Below are 13,952 nucleotides of genomic sequence, written 5' to 3'. Positions count from 1 at the left end.
TCGTCGATGCCGAGTTTTCCGTTGGAATAGCGGTAGGTTGCAGGCGGAGGTTCATCCTGCGATCCGCGCTATTTTTTGGCGTTTCCAAAGAACAGGGCCGCCATCTCATCCACCGCTTTGTCGCGGGTGGCGGGGATTTCCATCAGCACTTCGTGCTCTGCGCCGTCAATGATATGCAGCTTACCGCCTTTCCAAGTCTCCATTCGAGCGTGGATGCGGCCCTTGTGCACGATACGTTCGTTGGACCCGAGGAATGTGGCGCAGGGCAGGCTGGGGGCGGCGCGCAGGGACAGATGCTTGGTCTCGGATAAAGCCTCGCGCAGCCAGATAAAGCTGGGCCCGCCCAAAGACAGGTCGGGATGGGCCGCCAGTTGCGTGCGCATCATCTCGTACATCTCGGGGTCGGTGGTGAGCATGTTGTTCTCGAACGGTGCGGTCGAGATATAGGATGCCGCCTGCGTGCCCATGGGCAGCTTGTAGCCCTGACCGATGCGCGGCATCAGGTTGGACAGCCCCGCCGCCACCAGACGCATATGCGGCGCGATATGGATCCCCCACATCGGCGCGGTAAAGGCGGCTGCCTGCACCGACAGACCCTCCATACAGGCGCGCAGGCCGATGGCCCCGCCCATGGAGTGCGCCAGCAGGAAATACGGGCGCGGCAGCTGCAAGGCGCGGGCTGTCCGCATCATGGCCGCCACGTCTTTTTGATAGTCAGAGAAGACATCGACATGGCCGATGTTGCGGTCGGGGATCAACCGGTCCGACAGACCTTGCCCCCGCCAATCAATCGCCATGACCGCCAGCCCCTTTTTCGCAAAGGCGCTTGCGGTCATCGCATATTTTTCCACGTATTCGGTGCGGCCGGGGAAAAGCAGCACGGTGCCCTTTGCCCCGTCCAGCGGCCAATGCGCGACGCGCAGCTTTTTACCATCCGATGTCTCGGCCCAATGCGCCTGACCCGTTTCGGGCAGCGGCGCAATGTCGGTGAAAAAGGGCGCGGTTTCCAGCATATTAGGAGAGAACGGACGCCAGCTTCATCGCCATGCCCATGTCGCCGTCAATCTTGAGCTTGCCGCTCATGAAGGCACCGGTCGGGTTGGTGTCGCCGGACAGGATCGCCTGGAAAGTTTCTGCGTCAGCATAAAGGGTTACATCCGCTTCTTCATCCGCGGCGCGTGCGCCGGTCGAATCCATCATGACAGTGCCTTCGTCTTCGATGTCGAACTTGGCTGTGCCGTCAAAGTCGGCCCCCGCCAGTTTTTCGTTCAGCACTGTTACAGCTTGGTTCACAATATCGCTCATCATAGGCCCTTTTCTTGGCAAATGGTGCCGACACGTCTGGAATTGTGGCGGCAGCCTGTTACATTCACTCTTGTTATGGGCAACCGCATCGTCAACCTCAAACATACCGTCGCGGCACTTGGTCTCTGGGTGTTGCTTGGGGGTATAAGTTTCGCGCAAATGTCGCCCCCCGCGGCGGCGGAATTGCTGCAGGATTTACGCGATGCCCCCGCGGCAGAGGCGGCGCGAATCGAACGTGATGTGCAGCGCGCGTGGGCGCGGTCCGGCTCGGCCGCGATGGATTTGCTATATTCCCGTGGTCGTGATGCCATGTCAGAGGGGGACACCACCTTGGCGATCGACCATCTGACAGCTCTGACGGATCACGCCCCTGATTTTGCCGAAGGCTATCACGCCCGTGCACAGGCCTATTTCGCCGCAGGTCTCTATGGCCCTGCAATCGATGATCTGGAAACGACGCTTGCCTTGAACCCGCAGCAGTATAACGCCATCTTCGGTCTGGGGGCGATCCTGCAGGAGTTTGGCGATCTGCGGGCGGCTGCCGATCTCTATCGCCGAGTGTTAAGCATTAACCCTCACCATGATAACGCGCAAAGGGCGCTCGACGGGCTGCGGCGCGACGGAATCGGGCGCACGCTTTAACGATCTAAGGAATTTCTGGTGGCAGGTGACAGCAGGGTCGTGGCCGTTTTGGGCCCGACCAATACAGGCAAGACGACCTATGCAATCGAACGGATGTTGGCGCATCGCACGGGGGTGATCGGGCTGCCGCTGCGTTTGCTCGCCCGCGAGGTCTATGACCGCATCGTTGCCCTGCGTGGCCCGTCCATCGTGGCACTGGTCACAGGCGAAGAACGGATCGTGCCGCCGCGCACCCAATATTGGGTCTGCACTGTCGAGGCGATGCCCGAAGGTATGGGCGCTGATCTGGTTGCGGTCGATGAAATCCAGCTTTGTGCGGATCCTGAGAGGGGGCATGTCTTTACCGACCGTCTTTTGCGTGCGCGCGGTCAACACGAGACGCTTTTCATGGGGTCCGACACCATGCGCGGCTCAATCGCGGCGCTTGTGCCAGAGGCGCAGTTCATCCGGCGTGAGAGAATGTCGGAATTGATCTATTCTGGTCAGAAAAAGATAAGCAGGATGCGTCCACGCAGCGCAATCGTTGGTTTTTCGGTTGAGAATGTATATGCGATTGCAGAGCTGATCCGGCGTCAGAAGGGCGGTGCGGCGGTGGTTATGGGCGCGCTCAGCCCGCGCACACGTAACGCGCAGGTCGCGATGTATCAAAATGGCGAGGTCGACTATCTGGTGGCGACTGATGCCATCGGGATGGGGTTGAACCTTGATGTGGACCACGTCGCTTTCTCGGCGCTCAGCAAGTTTGACGGGCGTCGGATGCGACCCTTGGCCCCGAACGAACTGGCGCAGATTGCCGGACGGGCAGGGCGCGGGTTCAAGAGCGGTACATTCGGTGTCACGGGCGATGCGTCTCCGCTTGATGATGGTGTCGCGCGGGCCATTATGGATCATCAGTTCGCACCGCAGAACAAGCTCAACTGGCGCAACCCCGCGCTGCAGTTCGGGTCCATTGACCGGCTGATCCAGACGCTTGAAATGTCGCCGGACAATGAACGCTTGTTCAAAGCGCGCGAGGCCGATGATCTGCGCGCGCTCAAGAATCTCGCCGTTGATGCCGAGATCGCGGCGCGCTGTACCGATGGGCCATCGGTGCGCCTACTGTGGGATGTCTGCCGGATTCCCGACTTTCGTGGAATAAGCCATGCAGAGCACGCCAGCCTGCTGGAGCAGATTTTCAACTTCCTGCACCAGCGCGGTTCGATCCCCGACGACTGGCTGGCGCGGCAAATTAAACGCATAGATCGAACCGATGGCGACATTGATGCGTTATCCAAACGATTGGCGTTTATTCGCACCTGGACCTACGTGACACAGCGCAAAGGCTGGACAGGTGACGAAAGCCATTGGCGACACGAGGCGCGTGTCGTAGAAGACAGACTGTCGGATGCGCTGCACGAGCGTCTGACCCAAAGATTTGTAGATCGGCGCACATCCGTGCTTTTGCGCCGGCTAGGACAGAAGGAAGCCATGGTGGCCGAAGTAAACGAGACCGGTGAAGTAACCGTTGAAGGCGAATTTGTTGGCAAGCTGGACGGGTTCCGCTTTCGCCAAGACAAAGGCGCAGGCGTTGCCGAAGATAAAACGATCAAAGCTGCATCGTTGCAGGCGCTGGCTCCTCAGTTCCATTTGCGGGCGGATCGTTTCTACAACGCGCCTGATACAGAGATTGATTTCACAGAGCAGGGCGGCCTCATGTGGGGCAGCTCTGCCGTGGGTAAACTGGTTGCGGGCTCCGATCCGCTGAAGCCCGGTGTCGAGGTCTTCGTCGATGACGTTGCGGGCCCCGAGGTCGCGCAAAAAGTGCAGCGCCGCTTGCAGCATTTCATCGATCGCAAGGTCGCAGCCCTGTTCGAGCCACTGATCGCCCTGTCAAAGGATGAGGCGCTGACTGGTCTGGCTCGTGGCTTTGCCTTCCGCATGGTTGAAAACCTTGGTATTCTGCCCCGCGCTGATGTGGCGGATGAGGTGAAAGCCCTGGATCAGGACGCCCGTGGCGCGCTGCGCAAGCATGGTTTGCGCTTTGGTCAGTTCACCATCTTTATGCCGTTGTTGCTGAAGCCTGCGCCGACCCGTTTGCGTCTGGTGCTATGGTCGATTTCCAAGGGGCTGAACGAATTCCCTGAATCGCCGCCCCCTGGGCTGGTCACCATCCCCGTAGACACCAGCGCGCCCGAAGGCGCTGCGACGATGGCTGGGTACCGTAATGCTGGTGAACGCGCGATCCGTATCGATATGCTGGAACGTCTGGCCGATATGCTGCGCTCCGAAGATTCGCGCGGCGGGTTCGAGGCGAAGGCCGATATGCTGTCGATCACGGGCATGACGCTTGAACAATTCGCCACGTTGATGGAAGGTCTGGGCTATAAGGCCGAAAAGGCCGAGCGCACCAAGGTAAAAGCAGTTGATACTGTCGTGCCTCATGACGGTGCGCCGATGGCTGCCGACAAAGGCGCAGATGCCGAGACGCCCGTGATGGATGTCGCGGACGAGCAACCAGCCGGTGGTATCGTCGAAGATCCGGCGGCTGCTCAGGCGGATGACATAGTGCCCGCAACCGCGGATATGCCCGACGACGGGATCGCCCCGATGGTCGAGGAACTGGCCGAGACACCGGAGGTCGACGACCACATCCCCGACACCCCTGCCGAGGAAAACCCCCAAGGCACAGCGCCTGACGCCGATATCGCAGGTGCCGAGCTTGAGACATATTATGTCTTCACCTGGGGGCGAACGCCCCGTGGCAATGCCCAAGGCCAGCGTCGCGGCGGCGGGGATCGCCCACAAGGGAAGGGGAAACCCGGACCGCGTGGCAAAAAGGGTGCACCACGCGGGGACAAGGGCGGCAAAGCCCAGAAGTTCAGCAGCAAGCCCGCCCGTGCCGAAAAGCCGATCGACCCCGACAACCCATTCGCCGCTGCGCTGATGGGGCTGAAAGACAACAAGTAATTGTCCGAAGCGCCGACAAAGCTGCGGCTTGATAAATGGCTGTGGCATGCGCGGTTTTATAAAACGCGTTCTCTGGCGGCTGCCCGCGTGCAAGCGGGAGCCGTCAGGGTCAACGGCAGCGTCGCGCAAAAGCGTGCGACGCTGGTTGTGGTTGGCGACGTGCTGACCTTTGCTATGGGCGACGATGTGCGGGTGATCCAGATAGATGGCATCGGCACCCGCCGTGGTCCGGCCCCCGAGGCGCAAACGCTTTACACCGATCTGTCCCCGCCGGTCCCCCGATCCGAGAAAATACAACCTGAAAATCCGGCATTTGAGGGAAAAGGGCGCCCCAGTAAGCGTGATCGCCGCGTGCTTGATCTTTCTCGGGCGCGCCACCTTGAATGATACGCTGTGCTGACGTATCTCCTGCGTTAAACCTGCCATAAAAGATGATGTTATGACCTATATCGTTAACGATGCCTGTATCGCCTGCAAATACACTGACTGCGTTGAAGTATGTCCGGTGGATTGCTTCTATGAAGGCGAAAACATGTTGGTCATTCATCCAGATGAATGCATCGACTGCGGCGTTTGCGAACCTGAATGCCCCGCCGACGCGATCCGCCCCGATACAGAGCCGGACATGGAGAAGTGGGTTGAATTCAACCGCAAATACTCCGAACTTTGGCCCGTGATCATCACCAAGAAAGACCCACTGCCCGAGGCAGAGGAACGTGATGGTGAAGAGGGCAAGCTGGAGAAGTATTTCTCTGAAGCACCCGGCGAAGGCGGCTAAGCGATTCGGACTTGGGCGCATGGGCTGATCGCTGCGTGTGACACCACCTGATCCCCTTTATTTATTCGATTAACACGTATTTGATCGAATCTATGCCGCCCCCCGCTTTCGGGGGGGGCAATTTTGTGATATACGTTGTCGCAAATGATGATACCTACGCGCCAAATCTCAACCGTTTTGCACAGGTTGAACCAGAACATCTGAAGTTATGAAATGAGGCTGACGGCTCTTTGGGCCGGTCGGCCTTTGTCGTTGTGACAGCATATTTACCCATGCGGGCCGTCCCCGCGCCCAAGGAGCCACTGTATGAGCAAGTCGAAGAAGCTAGATTTCCGCCCGAATGAATTCGTTGTTTATCCGGCGCATGGCGTTGGTCAGATCATCTCGGTCGAAGAGCAGGAAGTCGCGGGCATCTCGCTGGAGCTGTTCGTGATCGCGTTCGAGAAAGACAAGATGACGCTGCGGGTGCCCACCCATAAGGCCACAGAAATTGGCATGCGCGCGCTTAGCAGCCCTGACGTGATCAGCCATGCGATGAAAACCCTGAAGGGGAAGGCCAAGGTCAAACGCGCCATGTGGTCGCGCCGCGCGCAGGAATATGAGCAAAAGATCAACTCCGGTGATCTGATCGCCATCGCCGAAGTCGTACGCGACCTGCACCGCACCGACGACCAGCGCGAGCAAAGCTATTCCGAGCGTCAGCTGTATGAAGCCGCGCTTGAGCGTCTGACCCGTGAAGTTGCCGCCGTCGCCGGTGGGGACGAACTGGCGGCCTCCAAGCAGGTCGGTGATGTGTTGGAAAGCCGCGTCGCCGCGGCCTGATCGCATCCGTTAAATTTAGAAAAGCCGCGCCTGATATCATATCGGGCGCGGCTTTTTGGTGTCTGAAGGGCGAGGGGGGCTACGACCCTTGGGTCTTATCCTCTTGGTCGATCCGGTTCAGGAACGCGGTTTCCAGATCCTTTTGTAGCTCTTTCGCGCGGGCCACATAGGCTTTGTTCTCGCTTGGTGGGATGTCAGGGCGCCACAGGGCCGCCAGCTCGCGGACAGACGCACGGTCGTGCGAATAGAACATCCGCTGCGCCTCTGCCGCCTCGTAGTCGGAGAGCCCGAGGTTTTCCAACACATAGCGCCCCGCCCGAAGCGAGCTGTCGAACATCTCGCGCACGATGTCATTCGCGCCGGCCTGGTATTGTTGGTACACATCCGTCCGGTCATGGGCGCGGGTTACGATATGCAGGTCGGGCCGTTCCTTGCGCGCATAGGCGATAAGCTGCAAGGCCGACTTGGGATCATCCAGCGCGACGACCAGAACCTTGGCATCGCGCAGACCGGCCTTGCGCAGAATATCAGCGCGGGTCGGATCGCCCAGAAACGCCTTGAAGCCAAAGCGGCGCATGACGGCGATGGTTTCGGGGTTGTGGTCCAGAACGACGGTGCGAAAGCCGCTGGCTTGCACCAGACGGTTCACAATCTGCCCGAACCGCCCGACACCTGCGATGATCACGGTGCCTTGCTCGTCAATCTCGTCCGCAACGATGGGGCCGGATTTCGTATCCATCCGTTTGCTGATCTGGTCATAGGTGATGAACAGCAGCGGTGTGATCAGCATCGATAGGGCGACGACCAGCAACAATGTCTCGGCCACGTCATTGGGCATGACCCCCGTGGCGACCGAGAAGCTGACCAGCACAAAGCCGAATTCACCCGCCTGCGCCAGACCAAGCGCAAAGAGCCAACGGTCGCGCCCTTGCAGCTTGAACAGGGTGCCAAGCCCGTAAAGGATCAGGCCCTTCACCAGAATAACCAGCAGCGCCATCCCGACGATGATGATCGTATCGGCGAACAGCAGGTCAAAGTTAATACCCGCCCCCACGGTGATGAAGAACAGCCCCAGCAGCAGCCCTTTGAACGGCTCGAGGTCGGTTTCCAGTTCGTGCCGGAATTCGCTGCTGGCCAGCACCACCCCCGCAAGGAAGGCCCCAAGTGCGGGCGACAGGCCCACCAGCATCATCAGGAAGGAAATCCCGACGACGATCAGCAGGGCCAAAGCGGTATACATCTCGCGCAGCTTGGCGGCATGGATAAACCGGAAAACGGGGCGGGTGAAAAACACGCCGGTGATGATGATCCCGGCAATGGCACCCAAGGTGACCAGCGTGATGGCCCAACCCGGCAGCCCCTGCACCAGTGAAATTGCCGCCTGCGCGGTTTCCGCACCATGACCCGCCGCCGCAGGACCGTGCCCCGAGGCTGCTTCTGTCCCGTGGGCGGCATCCTCGGGGTTCACCGAGATCGACCCGTCCGGTCGCATTTGCGCGGGCAGCTGCGCCACAAGCAGCGGCAGGAACGCGAGGATCGGGATCACCGCGATATCCTGCGTCAGCAGCACCGAAAAGACGGACCGACCGCCCGCTGTTTGCATCAAACCCTTTTCTGAAAGGGTTTGCAGCACGATCGCGGTTGACGACAGCGACAGCGTGAGGCCGATCGCAATCGCCACACCCATCGGTTGGTCATAGGCCATCGCGATGCCCATCAGCGCCGCAGCGCTAAGCACGACCTGCATCCCGCCAAGCCCCAGCAGCCGGTGGCGCATGTTCCACAGGGCGCGGGGTTCAAGCTCTAGCCCGATGAGGAACAGCATCATCACCACACCAAATTCGGCGAAATGCTGCAAATCCTTGGTCTCCGATCCAACCAGCCCGAAGGCCGGCCCGATCAGGATCCCCGCCGCGAGATATCCCAGCACCGACCCCAGCCCCAGACGCGATGCGATGGGAACCGCAATCACCGCCGCAGCGAGATAGATCGAGGCTTGAAACAGGAAACCTTCCATAAGGGGCATACTTTCTTTGTGTCGGGCAGGCCCCGAGCGGGTCAATCAGGTGGGCAAGGGCCCGTCTCGTTTAAGCTGATCCATAACGATCTGGCTATGCACTTTTGCGACAGCACCATGGGGGAGCAGCACATCATGGATGAGGCGGTTCAGGCTGGGCAGGTCTGCACAATAGACGCGCAGCAAATAATCCGCATCCCCCGTCATCGTCCAGGCGCTAACGATTTCGGGGCGGGTGGCCAAAAGCCGCGCAAAGCTGGCGGAATGTTCGGGCCCGTGGGTGCCCAGATGGACCTGCACAAAGCCCTGTACCGTCAGCCCCAACCGTTCGGGGTTGAGCCGAGCCGTATAGCCTTGGATATACCCTTCGGTTTCAAGCCGTTGCCGCCGCCGACCTGCTTGGGACGGGGATAGGTGCAGCTTCTCTCCCAGCTCTTGAGCCGTGAGATGTGCGTTCTTTTGCAGCGCCGCCAGCAGGCGTTTATCGATATCATCTAATGTCATGCGGTATTCTCACATAGAATGATAAAACCATGCGTCAACCCCGCGCGAATAGCCAGTCACACTTGTATGTTTGCGCAAAGATAGCGTGATTCCGGCGATAGACTGCGCACGAACGCTATTAAAGGAGCATCTCATGGGTCCGTTTCCGCATGACGCCGAAAAATCCAAAATCACCGATGAAAACCCGGCCGGCACCGACGGGTTCGAATTCGTCGAGTTCGCCAGCGCCGACCCGCAGGAGCTTCGCGATCTATTTACCCGTATGGGCTATGCCCATGTGGCGAACCACAAGACGCAGAAAATCGAACTCTGGCAGCAGGGGGACATCACATATGTGCTGAACGCTGACCCTGACAGCTTTGCCGCAGGCTTTGTGGCCGAGCATGGCCCCTGTGCGCCGTCGATGGGCTGGCGGGTTGTGGATGCGCAAAAGGCGCTGGACCACGCTGTTGCCAAAGGGGCGGAGGAATATACAGGCGCAGGCAAGGTGCTGGATGTGCCCGCGATCAAGGGGATCGGCGGGTCGTTAATCTACTTTGTGGATCAGTACTACGACACGTCGCCCTATAACGAGGAATACGACTGGATCGCGCAATCCAAACCCGCTGGCGTCGGTTTCTACTATCTCGATCACCTGACCCACAATGTCTTTAAGGGGAACATGGACGTCTGGTTCAAGTTCTACGGCGATCTGTTCAATTTTCGCGAGATCCGGTTTTTCGATATTGAAGGCAAGTTTACCGGCCTTACCTCGCGCGCGCTGACATCTCCCTGCGGCCGCATCCGTATCCCGATCAACGAGGATCGCGACGAGAAGGGGCAGATCGTGGCCTATCTCAAGAAATACAACGGCGAGGGGATCCAGCACATCGCCGTGGGCGCGCGGAACATCTATGATGCGACAGATGCCATTGCGGACAACGGGTTGAAATTCATGCCCGGCCCGCCCGAGACCTACTATAAGATGAGCAAGGATCGCGTCACCGGCCACCAAGAGCCGCTTGATCGGATGAAAAAACACGGCATCCTTATTGACGGGGAAGGGGTCGTCGATGGCGGCGAAACCCGTATTTTGCTGCAGATATTCTCGAAAACTGTCATCGGGCCGATCTTCTTCGAGTTTATCGAGCGTAAAGGGGACGACGGTTTTGGCGAAGGGAACTTCAAGGCGCTGTTCGAAAGCATCGAGCAAGAACAAATCGACAGTGGCGAGTTGAGCGAAGCCTGAAACGACAGAAAGCCGCATCTTCGGATGCGGCTTTTTCATGTAGCGAGCAGTCAGATCTTGCGTGGTTTAGCCGCGCGGCATCTTGAGCACGACATCGCGCCCGCGGCGGTTATACCGCAATTCGGCCTCGCCAATCGCGGAGACGCGGCCGCCATCCAGACGATCCCCGACGGCAACCTTCTGGTACCGCCCGTTGCTCAGCCGGATTAAGGCGCGGCGGCTTGATGGTTTGCCGTAGACCCCGATCAGATTGATTTGACGCAGTTTGATCGCATTTTTCACAGTTGCCTGCTTAGATACGGAGGCTTTCGACGGCACCGAAGGCTGTACTACCTGTGGCGTGACCGCAGCCGGCGCACTGGCGACCGTCACAGGCGCAGGCTGCGCCCGTTCGGCCCGACGTACGATGCGCGAAAAGTTACCGGGGCGCGTGTCTGGTCGCTTGGACACCTCTGTCGCGTATTGCGTCGCGTTGTTCACCGGCTCTTGCGGCAAGGCGGCTTTGATCGCGGCGGCTGCTGCCTCTGCTGCGGCGTCAACCTCGGCTTGTTTGGCTGCAGCGGCGGCCCTGATGACGTCGGCGCTGCGCAGGGTGGGGCGGAACGCGGCAAGTTCGTTGCGGGTCACCCCGCCCAGATTGGCGCGCTCGTTCTGTTCGGGCAGATCCTCGGGGCGCAGCTTGGGGCGAAAGCCGAGCAGGGCCGCAACAACCGTATCCTCAACCTCTTCCTCTTCGACCGCACCGGGGCGGGCGAGGGTCGCAGGGGGCACACGGGCCGGTTTCCCGGCTAAAACCAAAACCCCATCCGCGTTCAACGTGCCATTCGGACTTGGAACAACCAGACCACGATCATCCAGCGTGAACGACGTGCCCGCCGCCGCCGGAGGGGCCGAACTGATATCGACCGTATCCCCGCCAAAGGACGCGAGCGTCGGCAGTGCAACAGCGTCATTCGAGGTGCTGACGGGATCGATGCTGGTCATGAACAGATCATCCAGCGTCACCATCGACGGCGCTTTTGGTGTCTTTGGCGCGATGGCCCAAATGCCGGTTGTCGCGTATTTCGCTTCGATTTCCTGCGCGGTCAGCTCGCGCGGTTGCAGCTGCTGTGGCACGCGCATCGCGTCCAAAACCGCACCGTCTTCATCGCTGAGCGTGGGATCAAGCGCGGCGACAGTGGTGTCAGCCGTAGTCTCGGGCGGGGCCTGCGGTATGATGGGGTCCTCACGGCTTTCCACCTGCTGTTTGACCACCGGCTCCGGTGGGGCAGAGGCGGTCTGCGTGGTGTCACGACCGCCAAAGAGCCGCGAAAGCGCTAACCCATCATCAAGGAAGACAGACGCCCAAGCTGCAACGCCCGCGAGGAACACCAGCAAAGCTGCGGTCAGAACCAGCCCCAAAAAGCGCGGCTTGCCTCCGATGGACTGCTCTTTGCGGGCCCCGAAAACGGTCATCTGGTCGACTTCGCTGGCCCCCGTGGCAAGGGCCTTGCCGGGAATGGGGGCCGCTTTTGCGGCGATTGGTTTGGGCGGAGGTGGTGTCGCGCGGGGCTTGCGGCGTTTCAGAAAGCCGAAAGGCGACGACTTGGCGGGCTGTGTGTGTTTGGCACCGGTTAACGAACTGCTATCGGGGACCGGCCCGCCCGTGTGCGACAAGGGCTGCACGCTACCGCGCACGGCGGCACCCGTGACGATGGGCGCGCTGCGTCGGCTGGAAAAATCCGCGGGGGCTTTCGGTGCGGCAGGTGCCGCGGGCGGGGCTTTGGACACGGCGGGCGCGGGCTTGGGTGTCGCTGCCCCATTTTTTTCAACAGATGTGGCATCTGGTTTCAGTACCGCGGGTGCCGGTGCCTTTCCAGTTGACACTTCGGGCGTTTTGGCGTGGGCAGGGGCCGACGCCCTGCGTGGCGGGGGCGTCACCGATGGGGACGCGGGTGCAACGCGAGGCGCGTCAAGCTTTGCCGCTTTGGGCGCGGGGGCGTCTGCTGGTTTCTGGCTTGCAGGCTGAGGCGCATCAGCCGTCTTTGCTTCCGGCTTTGCGGCATCAGCCGCCGGAGCATCCGACGTGCTGTCACCCTCCTGCGACGCATCCGCCGTCACATCATCGGCTTTACCGGGGTTTTCCGTCTCAGCAGCCGTATCACCTTTCGGCGGCAAAGTATCCTCCGGAGGCAGCTCCACATCGCCCAGGATAACGAATGGCCCTTTGTCACGCTCCACAGAATCGCCCGGCTCCAACCATTTGGGGGCGGAGTCTGTTGGGCCGAAAAATGCCTCGCCGGTAAAATCATGATCGTCGGACTGGGCGGCAAAGCTGACGGGGTGAAAACGATGCTCGGTCGCGAAGGCCTCGGCCTCGGCCAGTGTTTCGCGGGCGACGGCGGCGATATGCGTGCGGGGGCCGTCATTGCTGATGTCAAAGACCAAATCTTCGACGGCATAGGGCGTCGCGCCATCAAGGGCCACTTCGGCCTGTTCGCGCCGCGCCTGATCGCTAAGCCCTGCGGTGTCGATTGTCATGTATTTGATTTGATCGTTCGGAATCAGCAGCTTACTGCGCAGGCCGCTCGGCTCTAGCGCGGTGGCGGTGCTTCGCAAGGCGGCCAGTTGGGCGGCCATATCCTCCGCGTCGACGGCCACTTCACCCACCTGCCGCCATCCATCAGGGGCGCGGTGCAGGAGGCGAATACCTTCGAAGGAGAGAGACAGTGCAAAATTGGGCTTCATTGGAACGCTTTTGACTAGAGGCATTGGGACGGTGGGACATTCGGACGGCAGCAGATTGCCAATACCATGGGGATCGCCTGCAAAACAGAGCGCCCGTTCACAGCAAAAGAATAGAGCAGTAGTTTGCTCATGAAAAGAGCGGAGCGCAGAGGAGGCTTGCGGCAACTTAGGCGGGAGGCCACATATGTTGCCAAGGGATATCACAGTAAAAAAAGGTCATGAATATGCGAATGTTGAAAATTGCTGCGATCGTCTGTGCCGGTTTTGCGTCAGGGGCGTTGGCGCAACAAGCACCTCAGGGGATCACCGTGAATGGCGAGGGCATTGTATCGCTTGCCCCTGATACCGCGACGATCCGCTTGGGCGTGAGCGAGCGGGCGGCCTCTGCTTCGGACGCAATGGCGCAGACGTCTGAAAAAGTGCGCGGCATTCTAGACCAATTGGACACATTGAAGATCGCGGGCCTCGACCGTCAGACCAGCGGGCTTTATCTGCGGCCCGTCTATGACAATCGCCCCCGCGAAGATGCGTCCCCGGTGGAAGTATCGGGCTACGAGGCGGGTAACACCGTCAGTGTAACGGTTCGCGATCTAAGCAAACTTGGGCAATTGCTGGATGCGGTCGTGGCCGAGGGCGCGAATGATTTTAACGGCTTGCAGTTCGGCTTGCAGGATAATGCAGCGGCGCTGGCCAAGGCCCGAGAGAGGGCCGTTGAGGATGCGATGGCGCGTGCGCAGCAGCTTGCAGATGCCGCTGGCGTTAAGCTTGGTAAACTCACCAGCATGTCCGAATCGAGCCAGGGTTTCCGCCCGATGGAGATGCGGGGTGCCCAGATGAAAAGTATGGATATGCCCATCGAGACCGGAGAGATCGACATCAGCGCGCAAGTCACGCTGCAGTTCGAAATCGCCGAGGCTGACTAAACCTCTGCTGCCTCGCGGCATTTGAAGGTTTGAATGGGTAAACATACCCCCGCCGAAGGG

General features: G+C 60.0%; 12 protein-coding genes. 7 read left to right on the top strand and 5 right to left on the bottom strand.

Annotated elements, in window-relative coordinates; genetic code table 11:
- Window positions 1-68: 68 nt before the first annotated feature.
- Together AADW22_RS12275 and AADW22_RS12270 are read right to left on the bottom strand one after the other, a co-directional pair.
- On the bottom strand, window positions 69-1,013 hold the full coding sequence (locus AADW22_RS12275) for an alpha/beta fold hydrolase (protein ID WP_064215649.1): 945 nt from the start codon (window positions 1,011-1,013) through the stop codon (window positions 69-71).
- A 1-nt stretch (window position 1,014) separates the two neighbouring features.
- On the bottom strand, window positions 1,015-1,305 hold the full coding sequence (locus AADW22_RS12270) for an SCP2 sterol-binding domain-containing protein (protein ID WP_407473815.1): 291 nt from the start codon (window positions 1,303-1,305) through the stop codon (window positions 1,015-1,017).
- A 75-nt stretch (window positions 1,306-1,380) separates the two neighbouring features.
- Between AADW22_RS12270 and AADW22_RS12265 the strand changes: the two genes are divergently transcribed.
- From AADW22_RS12265 to AADW22_RS12245, 5 genes are all read left to right on the top strand, one after another.
- Entirely contained in the window at window positions 1,381-1,947 is a 567-nt protein-coding gene (locus AADW22_RS12265; protein ID WP_184581699.1) for a tetratricopeptide repeat protein, read from the top strand.
- Window positions 1,948-1,965: 18 nt separating this feature from the next.
- Complete coding sequence (locus AADW22_RS12260) at window positions 1,966-4,893, top strand: helicase-related protein (protein ID WP_407473814.1); 2,928 nt, start codon at window positions 1,966-1,968, stop codon at window positions 4,891-4,893.
- Window positions 4,894-5,280, top strand: coding sequence for an RNA-binding S4 domain-containing protein (locus AADW22_RS12255; protein WP_407473813.1), 387 nt, complete (start codon window positions 4,894-4,896; stop codon window positions 5,278-5,280).
- 52 nt (window positions 5,281-5,332) lie between these two features.
- Entirely contained in the window at window positions 5,333-5,671 is a 339-nt protein-coding gene (gene fdxA, locus AADW22_RS12250; RefSeq protein WP_005849180.1) for a ferredoxin FdxA, read from the top strand.
- 306 nt (window positions 5,672-5,977) lie between these two features.
- Window positions 5,978-6,493, top strand: coding sequence for a CarD family transcriptional regulator (locus tag AADW22_RS12245; RefSeq protein ID WP_009825020.1), 516 nt, complete (start codon window positions 5,978-5,980; stop codon window positions 6,491-6,493).
- Between the two features lie 79 nt (window positions 6,494-6,572).
- On the opposite strand, the gene AADW22_RS12240 is transcribed toward AADW22_RS12245, so the two are convergent.
- Complete coding sequence (locus AADW22_RS12240; protein WP_407474595.1) at window positions 6,573-8,510, bottom strand: cation:proton antiporter; 1,938 nt, start codon at window positions 8,508-8,510, stop codon at window positions 6,573-6,575.
- A 45-nt stretch (window positions 8,511-8,555) separates the two neighbouring features.
- The gene (locus AADW22_RS12235) at window positions 8,556-9,014 is read right to left on the bottom strand and encodes an Lrp/AsnC family transcriptional regulator (RefSeq protein ID WP_005854326.1); all 459 of its coding nucleotides are present in this window, start codon (window positions 9,012-9,014) and stop codon (window positions 8,556-8,558) included.
- 133 nt (window positions 9,015-9,147) lie between these two features.
- On the opposite strand from AADW22_RS12235, the gene hppD reads away from it, so the two are divergent.
- On the top strand, window positions 9,148-10,242 hold the full coding sequence (gene hppD, locus AADW22_RS12230; RefSeq protein WP_037944596.1) for a 4-hydroxyphenylpyruvate dioxygenase: 1,095 nt from the start codon (window positions 9,148-9,150) through the stop codon (window positions 10,240-10,242).
- Between the two features lie 66 nt (window positions 10,243-10,308).
- On the opposite strand, the gene AADW22_RS12225 is transcribed toward hppD, so the two are convergent.
- Window positions 10,309-12,969 carry a hypothetical protein gene (locus AADW22_RS12225; protein ID WP_407473812.1) on the bottom strand — a complete coding sequence of 887 codons (2,661 nt, stop codon included), beginning with the start codon at window positions 12,967-12,969 and terminating at the stop codon, window positions 10,309-10,311.
- A gap of 224 nt (window positions 12,970-13,193) precedes the next feature.
- Between AADW22_RS12225 and AADW22_RS12220 the strand changes: the two genes are divergently transcribed.
- A complete protein-coding gene (locus AADW22_RS12220; RefSeq protein WP_254704214.1) occupies window positions 13,194-13,892 on the top strand; it encodes an SIMPL domain-containing protein in 699 nt (232 codons plus the stop codon).
- The last annotated feature ends 60 nt before the right edge of the window (window positions 13,893-13,952 follow it).

Origin of the sequence: Sulfitobacter sp. PM12, assembly GCF_045586035.1 — a bacterium.
GTDB lineage: Bacteria > Pseudomonadota > Alphaproteobacteria > Rhodobacterales > Rhodobacteraceae > Sulfitobacter > Sulfitobacter pontiacus.
The sequence above is the reverse complement of the archived record's forward strand: the minus strand, read 5'-3'. Positions and strand labels throughout refer to the sequence as shown.